The organism is Rhodococcus ruitaii, from assembly GCF_055230935.1.
Window position 1 is genome coordinate 385,206 of the sequence record NZ_JBUYWC010000004.1, and the last position, 19,273, is coordinate 404,478.

General features: G+C 63.4%; 19 protein-coding genes. 11 read left to right on the forward strand and 8 right to left on the reverse strand.

All coding sequences use genetic code 11. The features are described 5' to 3' along the window. Nucleotides 1-147 precede the first annotated feature (147 nt). From ACZI8W_RS07575 to ACZI8W_RS07590, 4 genes are all read left to right on the forward strand, one after another. The gene (locus tag ACZI8W_RS07575) at nucleotides 148-723 is read left to right on the forward strand and encodes a TerD family protein (protein ID WP_463367864.1); all 576 of its coding nucleotides are present in this window, start codon (nucleotides 148-150) and stop codon (nucleotides 721-723) included. A 117-nt stretch (nucleotides 724-840) separates the two neighbouring features. Beyond that, nucleotides 841-1,926 (forward strand): DUF475 domain-containing protein, encoded by a 1,086-nt coding sequence (locus ACZI8W_RS07580; RefSeq protein ID WP_463367865.1) that lies wholly within the window; start codon nucleotides 841-843, stop codon nucleotides 1,924-1,926. A gap of 90 nt (nucleotides 1,927-2,016) precedes the next feature. After that, nucleotides 2,017-2,676 carry a TerD family protein gene (locus ACZI8W_RS07585; protein WP_463367866.1) on the forward strand — a complete coding sequence of 220 codons (660 nt, stop codon included), beginning with the start codon at nucleotides 2,017-2,019 and terminating at the stop codon, nucleotides 2,674-2,676. A gap of 213 nt (nucleotides 2,677-2,889) precedes the next feature. Beyond that, nucleotides 2,890-3,618: a PIG-L deacetylase family protein gene (locus tag ACZI8W_RS07590; RefSeq protein WP_463367867.1), complete on the forward strand. Its 729-nt coding sequence runs from the start codon at nucleotides 2,890-2,892 to the stop codon at nucleotides 3,616-3,618. 68 nt (nucleotides 3,619-3,686) lie between these two features. Here the strand turns inward: ACZI8W_RS07590 and ACZI8W_RS07595 are convergent, their stop codons facing one another. Beyond that, nucleotides 3,687-4,025 carry an ArsR/SmtB family transcription factor gene (locus tag ACZI8W_RS07595; protein ID WP_463367868.1) on the reverse strand — a complete coding sequence of 113 codons (339 nt, stop codon included), beginning with the start codon at nucleotides 4,023-4,025 and terminating at the stop codon, nucleotides 3,687-3,689. Next, the gene (locus ACZI8W_RS07600) at nucleotides 4,003-4,470 is read right to left on the reverse strand and encodes an SRPBCC domain-containing protein (RefSeq protein WP_463367869.1); all 468 of its coding nucleotides are present in this window, start codon (nucleotides 4,468-4,470) and stop codon (nucleotides 4,003-4,005) included. Before ACZI8W_RS07600 ends, ACZI8W_RS07595 begins: the two co-directional genes overlap by 23 nt. Before the next feature lie 151 nt (nucleotides 4,471-4,621). Here ACZI8W_RS07600 and ACZI8W_RS07605 point away from each other — a divergent pair, with 151 nt between their 5' ends. After that, entirely contained in the window at nucleotides 4,622-4,804 is a 183-nt protein-coding gene (locus ACZI8W_RS07605; RefSeq protein ID WP_463367943.1) for a hypothetical protein, read from the forward strand. Nucleotides 4,805-4,863: 59 nt separating this feature from the next. After that, nucleotides 4,864-5,394 (forward strand): DinB family protein, encoded by a 531-nt coding sequence (locus ACZI8W_RS07610; protein ID WP_463367870.1) that lies wholly within the window; start codon nucleotides 4,864-4,866, stop codon nucleotides 5,392-5,394. Nucleotides 5,395-5,460: 66 nt separating this feature from the next. Here ACZI8W_RS07610 and ACZI8W_RS07615 read toward each other — a convergent pair whose 3' ends face one another. The 4 genes from ACZI8W_RS07615 to hisD all read right to left on the reverse strand — a co-directional run bounded on the left by ACZI8W_RS07615 (nucleotide 5,461) and on the right by hisD (nucleotide 9,668). Continuing rightward, nucleotides 5,461-6,375, reverse strand: coding sequence for an arginase family protein (locus ACZI8W_RS07615; protein ID WP_463367871.1), 915 nt, complete (start codon nucleotides 6,373-6,375; stop codon nucleotides 5,461-5,463). Between the two features lie 133 nt (nucleotides 6,376-6,508). Further along, nucleotides 6,509-6,829 (reverse strand): GYD domain-containing protein, encoded by a 321-nt coding sequence (locus ACZI8W_RS07620; RefSeq protein ID WP_463367872.1) that lies wholly within the window; start codon nucleotides 6,827-6,829, stop codon nucleotides 6,509-6,511. Between the two features lie 122 nt (nucleotides 6,830-6,951). Beyond that, nucleotides 6,952-8,346: an aspartate ammonia-lyase gene (locus ACZI8W_RS07625; protein ID WP_463367873.1), complete on the reverse strand. Its 1,395-nt coding sequence runs from the start codon at nucleotides 8,344-8,346 to the stop codon at nucleotides 6,952-6,954. Next, a complete protein-coding gene (gene hisD, locus ACZI8W_RS07630; RefSeq protein WP_463367874.1) occupies nucleotides 8,343-9,668 on the reverse strand; it encodes a histidinol dehydrogenase in 1,326 nt (441 codons plus the stop codon). The genes ACZI8W_RS07625 and hisD overlap by 4 nt, the downstream gene beginning before the upstream one ends. 124 nt (nucleotides 9,669-9,792) lie before the next feature. Between hisD and ACZI8W_RS07635 the strand changes: the two genes are divergently transcribed. Continuing rightward, on the forward strand, nucleotides 9,793-11,328 hold the full coding sequence (locus tag ACZI8W_RS07635; RefSeq protein ID WP_463367875.1) for a PucR family transcriptional regulator: 1,536 nt from the start codon (nucleotides 9,793-9,795) through the stop codon (nucleotides 11,326-11,328). Between the two features lie 234 nt (nucleotides 11,329-11,562). Further along, nucleotides 11,563-12,843 carry an MFS transporter gene (locus tag ACZI8W_RS07640; protein ID WP_463367876.1) on the forward strand — a complete coding sequence of 427 codons (1,281 nt, stop codon included), beginning with the start codon at nucleotides 11,563-11,565 and terminating at the stop codon, nucleotides 12,841-12,843. A 74-nt stretch (nucleotides 12,844-12,917) separates the two neighbouring features. Here the strand turns inward: ACZI8W_RS07640 and ACZI8W_RS07645 are convergent, their stop codons facing one another. Then, nucleotides 12,918-13,976 (reverse strand): LacI family DNA-binding transcriptional regulator, encoded by a 1,059-nt coding sequence (locus ACZI8W_RS07645; protein WP_463367877.1) that lies wholly within the window; start codon nucleotides 13,974-13,976, stop codon nucleotides 12,918-12,920. Nucleotides 13,977-14,129: 153 nt separating this feature from the next. On the opposite strand from ACZI8W_RS07645, the gene ACZI8W_RS07650 reads away from it, so the two are divergent. From ACZI8W_RS07650 to ACZI8W_RS07660, 3 genes are all read left to right on the forward strand, one after another. Continuing rightward, nucleotides 14,130-14,795 (forward strand): ThuA domain-containing protein, encoded by a 666-nt coding sequence (locus ACZI8W_RS07650; RefSeq protein ID WP_463367878.1) that lies wholly within the window; start codon nucleotides 14,130-14,132, stop codon nucleotides 14,793-14,795. A gap of 26 nt (nucleotides 14,796-14,821) precedes the next feature. Continuing rightward, nucleotides 14,822-16,438, forward strand: a complete 1,617-nt coding sequence (locus ACZI8W_RS07655) for a GMC oxidoreductase (protein ID WP_463367879.1) — start codon at nucleotides 14,822-14,824, stop codon at nucleotides 16,436-16,438. A 277-nt stretch (nucleotides 16,439-16,715) separates the two neighbouring features. Continuing rightward, complete coding sequence (locus ACZI8W_RS07660; RefSeq protein ID WP_463367880.1) at nucleotides 16,716-18,503, forward strand: thiamine pyrophosphate-binding protein; 1,788 nt, start codon at nucleotides 16,716-16,718, stop codon at nucleotides 18,501-18,503. Nucleotides 18,504-18,576: 73 nt separating this feature from the next. Here ACZI8W_RS07660 and ACZI8W_RS07665 read toward each other — a convergent pair whose 3' ends face one another. Next, nucleotides 18,577-19,164, reverse strand: a complete 588-nt coding sequence (locus tag ACZI8W_RS07665; RefSeq protein ID WP_463367881.1) for an HdeD family acid-resistance protein — start codon at nucleotides 19,162-19,164, stop codon at nucleotides 18,577-18,579. Nucleotides 19,165-19,273: the final 109 nt, after the last annotated feature.

The following is a 19,273-nucleotide window of genomic DNA, read 5'->3' on the forward strand; positions in this document are numbered from 1 at the left end:
TGGTCGCGCGGTCGCGGACACCGTGGGCCGCGGACACTGGGCATAGTGGGCAGGAGCGTACTTCATTCCCACCTATTACTGTGGTGTGACACGCGCTGAATCGGACGTACCTTCCGGTGCGTCGACGACCGATCGAAAGGACCCCGCATGGGCGTCAGCTTGACCAAGGGCGGCAACGTCTCCCTCACGAAGGAAGCACCGAACCTGACGGCAGTCGCTGTCGGCCTCGGCTGGGACGTGCGCACCACCACCGGCACCGACTTCGACCTCGACGCCAGCGCAATCGCCACGGGCGCCGACAAGAAGGTCGTCTCCGACCAGCACTTCATCTTCTTCAACAACATGAAGTCGCCCGACGGCGCTATCGAGCACACCGGCGACAACCGCACCGGTGAAGGCGACGGCGACGACGAGGTCATCAACGTCGACCTGGCTGCTGTTCCGGCGAACATCGAGTCCATCTTCTTCCCGGTGTCGATCTACGACGGCGACGCACGCAGCCAGTCGTTCGGGCAGGTTCGCAACGCTTACATCCGCGTCGTCGACCGCGCCAACGGCAACGAGCTGGCTCGCTACGACCTCAGTGAGGACGCCTCCACCGAGACCGCGATGGTGTTCGGCGAGCTCTACCGCAACGGCGCCGAGTGGAAGTTCCGCGCGATCGGCCAGGGCTACGCCTCGGGTCTGTCGGGCATCGCCCGCGACTACGGCGTCAACGTCTAAGTATCCTCCGGATCGGATCCGGTCCCGGGCCGTGGAGCCGGGGGCCGGATCCGCATCTGTCGTATTGCAGTAACCACCCTGCAAAGCCCTGACTTCGAAAAAGAAAGGCCACGCTTCGTGGTTCTGCGAATATTCGGTGCGTCATTCGCCGTCACCGTAGCGGCGCTGGTCGTCGCGTTCCTCTACGGCGGTCCCCAAGCTCTTTTCCTCTGCGTGATCCTCGGCATCCTCGAGGTATCGCTCTCGTTCGACAACGCGGTCATCAACGCGACCGTGCTGCGGCGGATGAGCGAGTTCTGGCAGAAGATCTTCCTCACCATCGGTATCCTCATCGCCGTCTTCGGCATGCGCCTGGTGTTCCCCTTGCTCATCGTCTGGGTCGCATCAGGTCTCGGTCCGGTCGCCGCGCTCGATCTGGCGCTCAATCCTCCACCCGACGGCGCGCCGTACTTCGCGAACGGTGATCCCAGCTACGAAACACTGATCACCGACGCGCATCCGCAGATCGCGGCGTTCGGTGGAATGTTCCTGCTGATGCTGTTCCTGCACTTCATTTTGGAAGACCGTGAGATCAAGTGGCTGCAGTGGATCGAACGCCCGCTGGCGAAGGCAGGCAAACTCGATCAGCTCGAGGTCGTCATCGCGACGGGTCTGCTCCTCGTCACCGCCACGGTGATTGCACCGGACGACGCAGTCTCGACGGTGATGATCGCCGGTGCACTCGGCATGATCACGTACATCGCCGTCAACGGTCTCGGCGAGATGTTCCACATCCCCGAGGAAGGTGAGGAGCCGACCGGTGGGCCGAGCGGCCTGGCGAAAGCCACGGGTAAGGCAGGTTTCTTCCTGTTCCTCTACCTCGAGGTCCTCGACGCCTCGTTCTCGTTCGACGGTGTCATCGGCGCATTCGCGATCACGTCCGACCCGATCATCATCGCGCTGGGTCTCGGCTTCATCGGTGCCATGTTCGTCCGTTCGATAACCATCTTCCTGGTTCGGAAGGGCACGCTCAACGAGTACGTCTACCTCGAGCATGGCGCCCACTGGGCGATCGGTGCACTCGCACTGATCCTGCTGTACTCGATCGGCACGCACGTTCCCGAGCTCATCACCGGAATGGTCGGCATCGTCCTGATCGGTGCGGCGTTCGGATCGAGCATCTACCGCAACCGCAAGGAAGCCAAGGCGGAAGTAGCAGCCTGATCGAGCTCGACCGATGGGAGCCTTCGACCTGTTCTCGGGCAGGAGGCTCCCATCTCCATATCCCGGCATCACGTCACGAAAGGCACGTACATGGCCATCGACTACAACAAGAAGCCCGAGCAGGGATCCGGGGGAGTCAACCTCAGCAAGATCAACCTCACCAAGGAATCTCCCACCGTCAGCCTCAGCAAAGGCGGCGCAGGTCAGGGCATGACCCGGGTCAATCTCAACTGGTCGCGCGGTGAACAGAAGAAGGGATTCCTCGCCAAACTCACCGGAGCCGCCGGCGGAGTCGACCTGGACCTCGGCTGCCTGTACGAGCTGACCGACGGCTCGAAGGGTGTCATCCAGGCGCTCGGGAACAGCTTCGGGTCGTTGAATACGCCGCCGTACATTCACCTCGACGGCGACGACCGCACCGGTTCCGCTCAGGGTGGCGAGAACATGCACATCAACCTCGAACGCCCCGAGCTGTTCAAGCGGGTGCTGATCTTCGCCATGATCTACGAGGGTGCCGCCAACTGGGCTGCCGTCGACGGTGTCGTCACCCTCACCCAGCCGTCGGGACCGGAAATCGAGGTGCGCCTCGATTCGCCGAACAACGGCGCCCGCATCTGCGCTATCGCGATGCTGCAGAGCACCGGGCAGGGTGTGACCGTCCAGCGTCTCGTCGAGTACGTCAACGGCAGCCAGTCCGACCTCGACCGCCAGTACGGATGGGGTATGCAGTGGCAGGCGGGTCGCAAGTAGGTGCGTTGACCCGTTCTCCCGCCCATGGTGGGTGAGTACCCGGTCTGACGAGTGCTTGTGCCCGAAATGATGGTTGGTGTATCGAAATATCGGCCGCCAACCATCATTTCGGACACCAACGGTCGCGTCACGGAGCGTAAAGCGCGGGTCGCACGGAACACCGGAGGATCGACGGACGCCTCCAGTACTTCGGGAGGGCGGTAGGTTGGCGGTATGACCGATATGACCCTGGAGTTGTTCGACGGCGCCGACATCCGTCGCGTCCTGTGTGTCGTCGCGCATCCTGACGATATGGAGTACGGCGCGTCCGCAGCTGTCGCCGAGTGGACAGCGCACGGTGTAGAAGTTGCATACCTGTTGCTGACGGCTGGGGAAGCGGGGATTCGGGATCGTGATCCGGCAGAGGTCGGGCCGCTTCGGGCAGAAGAACAGCGGCGATCCTGCGCACTCGTGGGTGTAACGGACCTGAGCATCCTCGATCTACCCGACGGGTTGCTGCAAGCAGACGTCGACACCCGCCGTCACATCGCTCGCCGGATCCGCCAGTTCCGCCCGGATGCGGTCATGTGCACAACCTGGGACCTCGAAGTGCCGTGGGGTCTCAACCACGCGGATCATCGCGCAACCGGGCTCGCGACGGTCGACGCGATCCGCGACGCCGACAATCCCTGGCTCTACCGAGAATTGTTCACCGACGAGGGCCTCGAGGCATGGTCGACTCGGTGGTTGTTCGTCACGGGCGCGGTCGATACACATGCGATCGCGCTGCGCGCCGAGTCGGTGGAGAAGGGCATCGCCTCATTGGAGGCACACGAGGTCTACTTGGCGGCGCTACCCGACCACATCCCTCCGCGTGAAATGATCACCCAGATCACCACGGACGCCGGCTCCGCCGCGGGGGTGCCCTGGGCGCTCGGTGTGCGCGCGATCCCCATGGGATAGTGCGAAACTTGTGGGAGAGTGAGTTGTTCGATGCCGGCAAGTTCCGGCTCGTCACGTTGCTGCTGAGTTCAGCGAGGGTATTCCGCGGCCCTCTTGATAGCGTCGAGCCTGCGGTCCCAACCTGAGCCCACGGCGTCCAATGTCCGGCCCACCGCGCTCAATCGTGAACCGGCGGCAGCGAACCGGAGTTCACGACCGATGCGTTCGGATGTGACGAGTCCACATTCCTGCAGTACCGCCAGGTGTTTGGCAATGGCCTGGCGCGACACCGTGAACTCGGATGCGAGGCCCGACGCCGAAGCGGGCGATCGTCCGAGGCGTTGAAGGATCTGCCACCGCGTGTCGTCGGCAAGGGCAGCGAACACGCGTGTGGTATCGGACGTCTCATTGGGCTCGCTGTGCGGCAACTGTTTCTCCCTTCTCGAGGTGAACCCTGGCGAGATCCAGCTCGATGGTCCAGCCTTCGGTATTCTCCTCGTACTTGGCACGACGCTCGGCGGCATCACCTGGGAGCGACTCGAATCCGGTTTCCGTCACATGTAGGACAGTCGAAGTGTCGGAGACGGCCTGGATCCGGAACTCGACGAGGGTGGACGGGCTGTCGGGGTCTGTGTGGTCGGACAGCCAGCGGAATGCCGCGTAGTCGGGTTCGTCCAGGGTGACGGTGCGGAATGCGAAGGCGCCGTGGATCGGGTCGTGGACGACAGTGAGTTCGCCGTTCCGTTCGAGTCGGTGTTCGGTGATTTCGCTCTCGTTGATGTACCACCCGGGTTCCGAGACAAGTTCCCACACTCGTGCCGCCGGGGCATTGATGGTGATCTGTCGGTTGATGCGGTCGAGTTCGACGGCCATGGTTCCTCCTCGCTAGGTGCAACTCTAGGGTTGCATCCCAGCGTCCTCGCTGCAACCCCAAGGTTGCATGACGCAGATTCTGATTGTGTGGCCGAGGTGGTTCGGGTCAACCGGTGATGTCGCCGGGGTGGGTATGCGGGAAGATGGGGGCATGCTCGAAACACCCGTGATCATCGGCATCGGCTCGATCTGCGTTGGATTCGTGTTCTTTCTCGCCGCCGCAAGTGGAGCGAGAGCCAAGTGGGACAGGAAACTGACGATCACGCTGTTCGTCGTCGCGATCGTATTCATGACGATTGTCCCGGTGATCGGCGCGGTGGGTTTCGCGGCCTGATTTCGGCACTGTATTAATTGCGGACCGAAGGTGTCCTCAATCGCTTATACCTTGAGCACATGACCGAAAACATGACCGTCGAAGCCACCGACATTCTGGCCATGCTCGCGGAACAACGAGACATGCTTCTCATCACCGTGCGCGAACTCGACGACGCGGGCGCTCGCGCCCGAAGCACCGCCAGCGACCTCACCCTGGGCGGACTCATCAAGCACGTATCGGCCACCGAGAGCGGCTGGATCGACAGGATTCGTGAACTGGACGAGAACGCCGTCTTCGACATGGACTCGGCGATGGTGTCGTATTACATGAGCGACGACGACACCCTCACCGGCTTGCTCGACGAGTACGCGAAGGTGGCAGCTGCGACCGAGGCTTTCGTCGCGGGCCTCGACCTCGACCTGCAGGTTCCGCTCCCGACCGCACCGTGGGCGCCGGAGCGGGAATGGTGGAGTGCGCGAAAGGTGTTGCTGCACATTATCCGCGAAACTGCTCACCACAGCGGGCATGCCGACATCATCCGAGAGGCGCTGGATGGTGCGAACACCACCATGCAACGAGGCGCCGACGCCGGCATGACCTTCGACTGATCGCCGATTCGCCTCGGCGCGGGTAGCGCACCGGCGGGGTCCTCGGTTCCAGAAGACAGCCCGACGTCAGCTCTCCGGCGTTGCGATCAGCGGAAAGTCGTCGACAATTCGTTGGAGGCGCATCACCTGACGGGGAATGAACTCCGCGATCGTGGTGCCGACGACGTCTGCAGCGTTGCTGATGTCGTTGGCGATGCGGCTGATCTCGGTGCTCGTGAGCCCGCCCGGCTCGATCCCGAGACCCAGGACGACTTCGTTGCTGTCGACGGCATCGACGTCGAAGTGGATGGCGACGTGTGAGCAGCCGGTAGCGGCGAGCCAGTCGAGCAGAGGCGCGCTGGTTGTGCGGAGGTCGTCCGGACCGAAGGTTCGGATTCCCCATGCGGCCACGTTCGGGAAGTCGTCGTCGGTCCAGGAGTGCAGGCCTACCAGGGCTGCTCGGTCGGGGGAGACGGTCGCAGAGAGTAGATTCTGGATATCGGGGTCGCCGTGCCCGGTGACATTGGCCAAGGCCATTGCGTGATAGCCGGGATACTCGCTCTCAGGAGTGCCGATATCGGGGTGTGAGTCGATCCAGATCACCGCGAGGTCGTGTCCGTAGCGGTTGGCGAGCTCAGTGAATGGTGCCACGCTCACTGAGCACTCGCCTCCCAGGGTCGTGATACGTGCTGGATTGTGTCGGCGGATCGAATCCAGCGCGTCCCTGAGCTGTCTGAGGACGATTTCTTTGGCTTCGACCCCGTCTTGCTCATCCAGACCTCTGTCCGACATCGTGACCGGCACTGTCACCGCCGGTCCGTTATGAGGTGGGAGAACCGCTTCGAGGACTGCCGTGCCCACCGCATACCCGCGACGGGCGACATCGAGGGGGAACTCAGGCGCGAACGATTGGACACTGGAGATGCCGGCACCCTGCCATTGAGGCCACACGACGCGGAGATGATCGGCGTCGCCGACCGGTGACGCGTTGGAGAGGCCCATAGCGCGGCTCCTTGTTCGTGATTAGGATTTTCTGCTCAGACGCTACCTGCCGGTATGAGAAGGCAGCTGAGCCTGAAGGCTGGTGCGGACGGGGACCGGCATGACAGCCACGAGCGCCTGCTGGTCCCTCGACTCAGCTACCGGGCGCTCGGTAGGAGGCGTCCCGCCGAGCGGCTTCGTCGACCTGTTCCGGGGTGAGCAGCGCGATCGGCCTCGATCGCGCGGCACCCGACGCGATGGTGCGGAGTTCGAGGGTGGCGGCGGCGATCTCGTCGGGCACCTCACCGAGCACATACAGGTCGTGCCCGCCCAGGGCGAAGTGCACGGACTCGACGGTACCGCCGACGCTTTCGACCATCGCGACGATCGCGTCCCGACGGGCACTGCCGCCGTCGCTCAGGAGTCCTTTCGCGCCCTCTGCGGTGTAGGTGACCTGCCACAGGTATTTCGGCATGGTTCCTGCTTTCCTCGACCGGCGTTGTTGTCGCCTTCCATGGTCGGACACCGAGGGCAAGACAGGCGGTGCTTTCGGTCAAACGTATCGAACTCGGCATCGAGCGGCCGGGTCGATGTAGCTCAGCGTGTTACGGACCGTGTGAGCCGGTTTGGATTCAGCACATCGTCGAGTTCGTCGCGGCTCAGGAGGCCACGCTCGAGGACGAGGGCTGCCACGCTCCGCCCCGATTCGAGTGCCTCTGCCGCGACCGACGTGGCGGCCGCGTAGCCGATGTAGGGGTTCAGTGCGGTCACCACACCGATGGACGACTCCACCGTTGCCCGCAGGTGCTCGACATTGGCGCCGATGCCTACGACACAGCGCTCACGAAGAACCGTGCAGCCTCGGGTTAGGAGTTCGATCGTTTCGAACAGGCTGTGCGCGATGATCGGCTCGAAGGCGTTGAGCTGGAGCTGACCGCCCTCTGCAGCCATGGTCACTGTCAGGTCGTTCCCGATGGCGCGGAACGCGATCTGGTTGACGACCTCAGGGATCACCGGGTTCACCTTGCCGGGCATGATCGACGAACCTGCCTGTACCGACGGAAGCGTGATCTCACCGAATCCAGCACGGGGACCCGACGAGAGCAGTCGGAGATCATTGCAGATCTTCGACAGTTTGACCGCGGTACGTTTGAGGACACCCGACAATTGCACGAACGCGCCCACATCCTGGGTGGCCTCGACGAGGTCCGGCGAGGTGATCACGTCGAGACCACTGATCGAGGCAAGATGATCGCGCACGAGCGCTGCGTACTCGGGGTGGGTGTTGAGTCCGGTCCCGATCGCTGTGCCACCCAGGTTGATCTCCGCGATCAACAGGCCGGCTTCACTCAATCGTTGTGCGTCCTCACCCAGCATCAACGCGAACGCCCCGACTTCCTGTCCGAGAGTCATCGGGACAGCGTCCTGCAGCTGGGTCCGGCCGATCTTCAAGATGCCGGCGAACTCGGCGGATTTGAGCGCGAAGGCTTCGGCGAGGTCGGTCACCGCCGCCCGCAGCCGCACCAACGCCACCTGCAGGCCGATCTTGATCGCGGTCGGGTACACGTCGTTCGTGCTCTGGCCGAGGTTGACGTGCTCGAGCGGATGAAGATGATCGTATTCGCCTCGGGAGTGGCCCAGCAGTTCCAGTGCCCGATTCGCGATCACCTCGTTCGCGTTCATGTTCGTCGACGTGCCGGCGCCGCCCTGGATGACATCCACGACGAAGTGATCGTGTAATCCGCCGATGCGGATCTCCTCACACGCGGTACCGATGACTCGGCCCAACTCCGGATCGAGTAGATCGAGATCGGTGTTCGCTTGTGCTGCAGCCTGCTTGACCATAGCCAGGGCATCGACGAGGTCGGTGTGATGGGACAGAGGAATTCCGGTGATCGGGAAGTTCTCGACCGCTCGCAAGGTATGGACGCCATAGTAGGCGTCACCGGGAACCTCCCGATCACCCAGGAGATCGTGCTCGATACGGGTCATCGGTCCGATGCCACCCGGGTCGGAATGTCGCCCCACGGTAGCGGCGCGCCACTGAACTTGGCTGCGCGAAGATCACCCGACCGGGCATGTCCTTCGAAGCGCTCCAGCCGCGCCACCCGGCCGCAGATCTCGCCCAGCTGCGCGCTGGTCTCCGGGTTGCGAACCTCCTGGTAGGTGAGGGTCTTCAGGAATTTTCCCACCCAGAGTCCGCCGGTGTACCGACCGGCGCCGAGGGTCGGAAGTACATGGTTGGTTCCGATCAACTTGTCGCCGTAGGGAACGCAGGTTCCTTCTCCGAGGAACAGGGCGCCGTAGTTGCGCATTGCGGTGAGTGCTTTGCGTGGCTCCTCGGTGAGGATCTGCACGTGTTCGGACGCGAAGCTGTCGGCGAGTCGGTACGCCTCGGCGACGGTGTCGACGACGTGCACCTCACCGTGATCACGCCAGGCTGGGCCGGCGATCGCGTTTGTCACGAGCCCGGGTAGCAGCGCGTCGATGTGGTCGAGGGCTGCCTGCCCCACGGCCTCGGAAGTGGTGATCAGTATGCACGGTGAATCCGGACCGTGCTCGGCCTGACTCAGCAGGTCGACCGCGATGGTGAACGGGTCGGCGTGATCGTCCGCCACGATCAGCGTTTCGGTCGGCCCGGCAAACAGATCGATACCCACTTCGCCGAACAGTTGCCGTTTGGCTTCGGCCACGTACGCGTTGCCGGGGCCGGTCAGGATGGAGACGGGATCGATCGTCTCGGTGCCGAGGGCGAGCGCTGCGATCGCCTGGACGCCGCCCAATACGAAGATCTCGTCGGCGCCGGCCAGGTGCATCGCAGCGACGCTGATCGGAGGTGCCTCACCGGCATTCGGTGGTGTCGTCGCGGCGACACGCTCGACTCCGGCTACCTTCGCGGTCAGGACGGTCATGTGCGCCGAAGCGGTCAGCGGGTACCGTCCGCCGGGAACGTACGCCGCTGCAGCGTCGATCGGCACATTGCGGTGCCCGAGGAAGACACCCGGGAGGGTTTCGATCTCAATGTCGTGGATCGAGTCCCGCTGAGCCTGAGCGAAGTTGCGGATCTGGCGCTGCGCGAATCTCAGATCGTCGAGGACGGTGTCCGGCACGGAGGAGACGATCGAACGGACCTGGTCCTTCGTGAGCCGGAACGACTCCGGCGACCAGTTGTCGAACTTCTCGGAGTATTTTCGAACGGCGGACTCGCCATTCGCGCGGATATCGTCGATCACGTTCGCCACCGTGTCCACGACTGCGGGGTTGCCGGATCGCTGCGCCGGTTTCCCGGTCGCCGCCTTGAGTACGAATGCCATGAGTGCTCCCTTGAGGCCTGGGCGATGATGCTGCAATCAAGCATCGCGACGCCGGAGCCCCGACAACAGAAGCAACTCGGGAACAGTTTGCCGAGATGACTACACATTGTGTGTATCGTGGGGTGTGGTCTTCACAGTCGCCGACGCACTCGAAATCGACCTCCTGAAGAGGGCGGGTGCCAGAGTTCTGACCGGCGCCGACAACCTCGACAGTGAGGTGCGCTGGGTCCATTCGTCCGAGATATCCGATATCGCGCGCTTTCTTCGCGGTGGCGAAATGCTGCTGACCGCGGGACTCGGAATGGGACGAACCGCCGCTCTGCAACAGGTCTTCGTTCGTGCCGTGGCCCGGGCGGGTGCGGCAGCGCTCGTCATCGAGGAATCCGGCCGGATGTTCGATCGCGTGCCGGACGCTGTCGTCACGGAAGGAAGTGCATGCGGTCTGCCGGTCGTGGCACTGGCTCAGGAGGTGCCGTTCGCAGGTGTGTCGGCCCGAGTCCACGAGATCCTGACGGATATCCGTCTCCGTGCATTGACTCGGGAGCGGGAGATCGAGTCGACCTTCTCGGATCTCCTGCTGACGGGAGCGGACGCGTTGTCCATCGTGCAAACTCTCTCGCGGCTGACGGAAAAGCCGGTGATCCTGGAAAACATCGTGCACCGGGTGACTGCAGTCGCCGGTGAATTCGACAGTGTGGTCTTCGAGGAGTGGGAAGGCCACGCGCGCAGCCTCCACAACGACGACGATCAGGACTGCGTCCGGCGCACCGTTCTGATGCGCGGGCAACCCTGGGGCTGGATTCACGTCCTCGGCATCAGCAACGGAGATCGCGACGCAATCGTGTTCGCGGCGGAGCGTGCAGCAGCGGCAGTTGCGATCTCACTGCTGAGCGACCGCAGCCGTGAGGCGCGAGACGACCAACGCAGCACCTCGCTTATCACGCGATTGCTTCTGGGTGACCTCGCCGGCGTCGAATTCGTCGAGCAGGCCGCGCGGCTCGGGTACCAGCTCGGTTCGAGCCGCTACGTCGTCGCAGTGGCGAACAAGGCGCGTCGTGACGACACCGCACCGTCGCGTCCACACCGCCATGACGATGCCGCGGTGATCAGTGCCGACATGGGTGACTACATCGTTGTGGTCGCGTCGGAGCGTACGAAGCGCAGCGCCCTGCTCGGTGTCCTCGGTACCGGACACCACGGGGTCGGTATCAGCCGCGCTGTGTCTGCGCAGGCTCTCCCGGTGGCGGTCACCCAGGCGAACAGCGCAGCGGCGGTGGCTCGGACGCTGAGCGGCTCGCCCGTGTTGCACTTCGACGAATTGGGCATCGAACGACTGTTGGTGACGCTTGCGCAGGGCCCCGAACTGGCCGCCTATGTCGAAGATGAGATCGGACCGCTTCTCGCGAAGGATGCGAAGTCGTCCGCGCCGCTTCTTCCGACGTTGCGGACCTTTCTGGAAGTCGACGGCCGCAAGACCGAGGCGGCGGAGGCATTGTTCATTCAGCGCAGAACTCTGTACAACCGGCTCGACCGGATCTCGTCGATCCTCGGTAAGTCGCTCGATGACGCCCCCACTCGGCAGAGCCTGCTGGTGGCAGTGAAGGGGCTGGATCTGCTCGAAGGTTCTTCGGTCATCGCACGTCATATTCGCCGGAAATAGAAGAATTCGTCGGTAGCCGAGACCTGCAAGTACACGATACGTGCAGGACAGCCGGCGAAGCTGCACAGTCTGTCACTTCAGTGTCGAGCGCGAGGTTCGTAATGTGATGCACACGACTTCAGCGTCCGTGTGACGTTCACGCAACATTCACGCACGTGACGGCTTCCGGGCCGCGCTCTCCACCGCGCATCACCGAGCCCAAGCCCAGTGCATTACCCGAGGACACGACAGACTATGGCAACACATGAACCCGCGACCGTCCGTCCGGCTGATCATCTTCGGGTGAGGAAGGCGCGTATCGCCACATTCTTCGCCTTCTTCCAACTCGGCGCCGTCATGCTGATGTGGTCGACGAGCACATCGTCGCTGCGCGTCAGCAACGGGTGGGAAGGCGCAGCAGGCGACACCGAGTTCGGGATTCTCGCACTCGCGATCGGTATCGGCGCATCGGTGGGATGCTTCGCTATCGGTCCGCTGCTCGACCGGTACGGACCTCGGAGGACAGCCACACCGACCTTGATCCTCTATCCGCTTTGCTACCTTCCTCTCGCCTTCATGGACGGACTCGTCGGTGCTGTGTTCATCGGAGTGCTGATCGGGTTGCTGCGTGGTGCCGCCGACACCGCCTTCAACGTGCACGGGGTACAGGTCGAGCGGTACTACGGTCGCCCGATCATGTCTGCATTCCACGCGGCCTATCCCGCGGGAGGATTCATCCTGGGTCTCGTCGGCAGCGCATTTGCCCGCCAGTTCACGGACAGTCCGGCTGTCGCCTACCTGACGTTGGGGGGGACGATGGCTGTGCTCGGGCTCGTATTCGGTCGGTGGCTGCTCAACAAGGACGAATTGCTCCCTGCAGACAAGGAAGACACGTCCTGCGTGGGCTCGACGGGGAAGCGCCACGCCACCACAGCGACACTGCTGATCATGATCGGTTTCGGTGTCCTACTGCTCGCGTCGATGCTCAGCGAGAACGCGATCCTGGACTGGGGGCAGGAATACGTTCGGCGCGCGGTGGGAACGTCGGCTGGTCTTGCGGCAACCGCTGTCACCGTCTACTCGGGTGCTCAGTTCGTCGGTCGACTCTTCGGCGACAAGTTGGCCGAACGGTTCGGTGCCCGGTTCATCGTGGCAGCCAGCGGCATCATCGGCTCGATCGGAGCGATGGTCGCAGTTTTCGCAGGTTCGGCCGCAGTCGCGCTCGTCGGGTTCGGCCTTCTCGGACTCGGCCTGGCCTCCATGGCCCCTCTGATGCTGTCTGCCGCGGGGCGTCGTGATCCGGAGAATGCCGGACGCAATATCGGACTCGTCAACGCGATCGGATACCTCGGAATGCTTGTCGGTCCCGCATCGGTCACCCTCATCGTCGACCGGGTGGGTATCGGGTGGATGCCGGTGCTGCCGGCAGTGTTGCTCGTCCTCATCGCGGCCGGAGGTCCCGTGCTGATGCGGTTGGTTCCTCGGTACCACGAGCCCACCCTGAACTCTCCGCGACAGAGCGTTTCGGCTGGCTGATCCGGAAAGGCAAGAACGGCACTGCGGCCGGACTCGTGACGAGTCCGGCCGCAGTGCACTTCTCCGGATAGGTGTCATTCACGTGGTGGTGCTGTGCTGTTGCGAACCACGAAGGACGTTCGGAACAGTGAACGTTGTCGGGTTCCTCCGGAGATACGATCGAGCAGGATACTTGCTGCGGCACGTCCCTTCTCGACGATCGGCTGCGCCACGGTGGTCAACCCCACCAGTGCTGCGGCGGGGGAATCGTCAAATCCCACAACTGAAATATCTTGTGGAGCAGTCAATCCCCGCTCTCGAAGTGCGTGGAGTGCGCCCAATGCATGTACGTCCGACATTGCAACCACCGCGGTGAGTTCGGCGGCGTCCAGAAGGAGGTGTGCCGCCGCGGTTCCGGAAGTTTCGTCGACATCGCCCGCGACGGCCACCACCACGTCGGACGTCGACAGGCCGTAGTCTTCGGCGGCACCGAGATATCCCGCGAGGCGCTCTCGGGCGTTGTGTTCGGTGACGCTGCGGAGGTCTTTCGCAGTCGCCAACCCGCATACCGAACCGGCGGTGAGTCTGTCGACAATGATTCCGATTCGTCGGTGCCCCAAGGACAACAGGTGGGTCATTGCCGTCCGGGCACCGTTCTGATCGTCGATCGCCACGTACGGCAACCCCGAGCCTCTCGGGGAGTCCACGACTACGGCTGGGATGCGCCGGGCCATCACCGCTTCCACGAGTGGATGTGCTTCGGGGACATTGTGTATCACGACGCCGTCGACCAATCCGCGCAATACGAGAGAGTTCACCGGCCGGCCGGTGGCTCCTTCTCGGGATGCCGGGAAAAGGGTGAGGGCGATGTCCGCATCGTTCCCGATCTCGGCGATGCCCTTCATCAGCAGGGTTACCGAGGGATCCTCCAGTGCATGCACGGGGGAATCCGCGACCACGACGCCGACCGCACCGATGCGTCCTGAGCGCAAGCTGCTGCCGGCCACCTGCGGACCGGCATATCCGAGCTGATTTGCCACGGAATAGATATGGACGCGTTGCGAATCCGATACTTTCGGTGAATTGCTGTACGCATACGACACAGATGCGACCGATACCCCCGCCGCCTTGGCGACGTCTTTCATCGTGACCACGTCCGGCTCCTTCCGCGTACTCGTCGACGAGAGCCGCGCCCACGATCGTAAGGGTGCAGCATGTCGATGAGTCTCACCGACCTTGACGTCCCCGAGTGTGGTGATACGATTCACCTTAGAAGGTTAATCGTTTCACTTCGCGGAGGAGAAGGCATGGCGAACGTTCTGTACCTCTACGGTGGCTGGCCCGGCCACTTTCCCTACGACATCGCCGCCTGGTCGCGCGAATTGTTCGACGAACTCGGCTTCGATGTGGAGGAGTCCCAGGACATCTTCACTCTCGACCGTGATCTGAGCGGATATGACCTCATCGTATTCGGCTGGAACAATGCGCTGACTACCGAAGATCTCAGCGATTCGCAGGAGAAGAACCTGCTCGACGCCGTCGCTGCGGGCACCGGGGTGGCGGCGTGGCACGGCGCCGGTGCGGCGTTTCGCGCGAGCCTGAAATACCATTTCCTTCTCGGTGGCGACTTCATCGAGCATCCCGGTGGGGAGGCATACCCTCAGCCGTATCGCGTCACCATCACCGACAGGGACCACGAGGTCGCAGCAGAGGTCGAGGACTTCGACGTGGCATCCGAGCAGTACTACATGCACGTCGACCCGAACAATCACGTACTCGCCGAGACGGAGTTCACCGGCGAGCACCTTCCGTGGCTCGACGGCCTGCGCAGTCCGGTGGCGTGGGTGCGTAACTGGGGTTCCGGCAGGGTCTTCTACCACTCCATCGGGCACACGCCCGCCGACCTGGCGAACCCCAGCATCCGCCGACTCACCAAGCAGGGTCTTCGTTACGCGGTCCGTTCGGCCGACTGACGTCGCATCGAGACAGGAGCACAGACATGGCACAGCGCAACGGGTTGCGGTTCGGCACACGGGTGTACGGCCACGACACGATCGACCCCTACCAGCCCCTGCGCCAGGGTGCCGTGGTGGAGATCGGCGACGCCGACACCATCACCGCAGATGTCGTCGTCGTCGGATCCGGCATGGGAGGATCGACACTCGCCTGGGCGCTGCGCGACAGTGGCCTGGACGTCCTGGTGGTCGAGCGGGGCGGCTTCCTGCCTCGCGAAGTGCAGAATTCGCAGGCCGCGGAGATGTTCCTCGCCGGCCGGTACAAGACCGCGGAGCCCTGGTACGACGGGAGCACCGGAAAGACGTTCCAACCCGGTGTCTACTACTGGGTCGGCGGCAACACGAAATTCTACGGCGCGAGCCTGCCTCGGTTCCGCGAGTCCGACTTCGAGCAGACGCAGCACTACGACGGCATCTCGCCCCGGTGGCCGTTCCGCTATTCCGATCTCGAGCCCTTCTACGGGGAAGCCGAGCGCATCTACCAGGTGCACGGCAGCGTGGACGAAGACCCTACGGAGCCGCCGCACTCCACCCCGTATCCATCGCCCCCGCTGCCGCACGAACCGACCATCGAACGCTTCGCGGCATCGCTCCGCAAACAAGGTCTGCATCCATTCCACACACCCAACGGAATGAACCTGACGACCCAGGAACAGCGCCGCCAGTCGACAGCGTCGGACGGCACCCCGTCCCAGACCGACCACAAGAGCGAAGCCGAGAACCGAACCCTCCGGCCTGCGCTGGAATCCGAGAACGTGCGTCTACTGACCCAGGCGAAGGTGACTCGTCTGATCACCGATCCGGGCGGAGCGCGGATCACCGCAGCAGAGGCGGACTACCGCGGTCGTACGATTCGGATCGTCGCGAATCAGTTCGTCGTCTCTGCCGGTGCCGTGAACACCGCGGCCCTGCTTCTGCGCTCTGCATCCGACAAGAGCCCCACGGGACTCGGCAACTCGTCGGGTCTGCTCGGGCGCAACTACATGGTCCACAACAGCACGTTCTTCGTCGGCGTCGATCCCCGCCGGAAGAATACGACCGCGTGGCAGAAGACTCTCGGGGTCAACGACTGGTACGAGACCGGACCGGAGAACGAGTATCCGCTCGGCAACCTCCAGATGCTCGGCAAGTTGCAGGCCGTACACGCAAAGGGAGTGCGCTCATGGGCACCGTTGTGGGCGCTGGAGATTTTCACCGATCGCAGTCTCGACATCTACTTGACGACAGAGGACCTTCCCGCTTTCACCAACAGGGTTCGGGTCGACGGCGAGAAGATCATCGTCGACTGGACACCCAACAACGTCGAGCCGCACAGTGAACTGGTGCGACGGGTGTCGTCGGCCGTGAGGAAAGCGGGCTATCCGATCATCCTCACCGAACGGATGGGAATCGCCACGAACTCCCACATGTGTGGCACGGCTGTGGCCGGCAGTGATCCGGCGGCGAGTGTTCTCGATCCGTTCTGCCGAAGCCACGACATCGGCAACCTCTGGGTTGTCGACGGATCGTTCTTCCCGTCGTCCGCGGCTCTCAACCCGGCGTTGACCATCGCCGCAAACGCGTTGCGAGTGGCGCCCGAGATAATGAAATCCGCACGGTAACAGTTCTCCCCGAATCGAACGACGGCCGAGGCGACCCGAGCGGACATCGTGATGCGGTACGTGTGGCGAACGCGACGGGAAGGGAAGCGGGCTGATTACGCACACCTTGAACCTTCAGCTGGGGGAGTGCACGGGGAACAATTATCTGTGACGGCGGTCATGACCTGTGGATTCGGAAGATGACCGGGGTGCTCCGGAGTGAAGTCGGATGATCGCCGCGCACGTCGCAACCGTGCCGTCCGCTGACGGCACGGACAAACCATCGAAAGGGAATGCAATGCCAAGGCTCAACGGCGGGCAGGTCATCGGCAGGATCCTGAAGCAATACGGTGTGCCCTATGTGGCCGGCATCCCCGGCCACGGAATATGGGGCCTGATGGACGCCTTCAACGAGGACGAGTCGAAGATCCCCTTCATCCAGACCTATCACGAGCAGAGTGCTGTACACCTGGCCGACGGGTTCTACCGCGTGTCCGGACAGCCGATGGCTGCCGTGACCTCGATCGGTGCCGGTGCATCGAACACGGTGCTCGGTCTTGCCACCGCGTACAGCGACTCGACCAGTGTCCTGGTCATCACCGGTGGGCCACCGCGACATATGCGTGGCCGGGGAGTCCTGCAGGAACTCGATCGGCAGAAGGACAACGGTTTTCCGCAAGTCGCAGAGGCGGTCTCGAAGCGGAGCTGGGTTGCCAACAGCATCGAGGACCTCCCGTTCATCATGCACCGCGCATTCAGTGCGATGCTGACGGGACGACGCGGCCCCGCGCACATCGAGGTGCCGTGGGACCTGCACGCGGAAACCGCCGAGGTATCTTTCCACGACCTCGAACGACGTCTCCCGGTCGGCCTCCAGTATCCGGATCCGGAGGCGGTCAGCAGGGCGTCCACTCTCCTCTCCGGATCGGAACGGCCGGTGATCATCGTCGGCGGTGGTGTCATCAGTGCGAATGCGACGGACGAGGTTCTCGCGCTTGCCGAGGCGCAGAACATCCCGGTTGCCACCACCTGGAACGGCAAGAGCGCCTTCCCGGAAGACCACCCGCTCTTTGTCGGCAGTGTCGGCCAGACGGGGACGATTCACGGCAACTACCTCGCAGCGAACGCGGACGTGGTCATTTCCATCGGTTGTCGCTTCACCGACTGGTCCGCTTCCAGCTACAGCCGAGGAAAGTCATTCTCCTTCCCGCCCGCCAAGCTCATCCATATCGACATCGATCCCCACGAGATCGGCAAGATCTATCCGGCCGAGGTCGGTATCGCCGCAGACGCAAAGCCCACTGTGGCCGCGATCGTGGACAGCCTGCCGTCCATCACTCCCGCTCGCTCCGAGTACATTGCGGAGATCGTCGAACGCAAGGCCGAATGGGAGGAAGCACTGTCCGCCCGGCGTGATTCGGACCGGTTCCCGCTCACACTGCAACGGCCGCTCGGGGCCCTCCGCAACGTCATGGATCGCGACGGAATTGTCCTCGCCGGATCCGGCAACACCCAAGGTGCGGTGAAGCAGACTTTCCCGGTCTACGAGCCCCGCACACATCTGACCACCGGTGGTTTCTCGGCGATGGGCTGGCCTGTCCCGGCAGCACTCGGTGCGAAGTTGGCCGCACCCGATCGTCAGGTCGCCTGCATTACCGGTGACGGCGACTTCCTGATGACGGCCCAGGAGATCGGCGTGGCCGTCCAGCACGACATCCCCGTCGTGTTCGTGGTGCAGGACAATTCCGGCTACATCTCGATTCGTGGCGGGCAACGCAATGCGACGGATCGGATCATCGGTACCGAGTTCAACCGGCCCGATGGCTCGCCCTACAGCCCGAGCTTCAAGGATCTCGGCAAGTCGTTCGGGCTCGAGTCGTTCCGAGTCGATTCTCCCGCCGACCTGGAGCCCACCTTCAAGCGCGCATTCGATGCCAAGGCCCCGGTGCTGGTCGAGGTTCCGACAGATCGCGAGCTTGCGAGCCCGTTCGTGCCGGGTTGGCTGGACTTCCCACCGCTCCCGCACGTCACCGACGAGCGTCAGGACGAGTATCGCGAGGCGCGTGCCAACGAGCAGCATCAGTGATCGGGGCGCCGCCGCAGGACCGATGTCCTGCGGCGGTGTACTTCGTTGCGAGGGACTGTGCAGGTCCGACTGCTCACATGATGCCGGCCTTCTTCGCCGCGCCACGCACCTGGAACGACACGATGATCAGCAGGACACCGAACAGGATCGCGTAGATGCCGAGCAGGACGATCAGGCCGAGGATGCCCGAGCCGGGGAAGATCAGCAGGATTACACCGAAGACGACCGCGATGACCCCCGCCACCAGCGACCACACCCACCCCGAATCCGGAACCTTGCGGAAACGCAGGGCACCGACGACACCGATGATGCCGAACAGGATGGCGTAGAACGCGATCAGGTACAGCAGCACCAGTGCGGTGATCCCGGGCCAGAAGAGTGCGACCAGGCCGGCAAGCACGGAGACGATACCCATCGCCAGCCACAGCCCCCAGCCGTCCATGCGTGCGCGATCTCGTATGGAATGCCAGACGAGCACGGCACCGTCGACGATGGCGTACACCGCGAACACGATGACGAGTGCCCACACCGTGATTCCGGGCCACAACAGGGCGATGATGCCGAAGAGGACTGCGAGGATGCCGCGGATCAGCACCACCCACCAGACTGTCTTGAACAACGAGCGGAACGGGTCGACCGAGGGCTCCCGATTCGCGGACATAGCGGCTCCTTGCGTATGACTTCGCGATCTTGACGGCATTCACAGGATAGGACCGGTTACGTTGATTCGCGCGGGAATCAATGTCACTCGCCCGTAGGTGGGTGAGTCG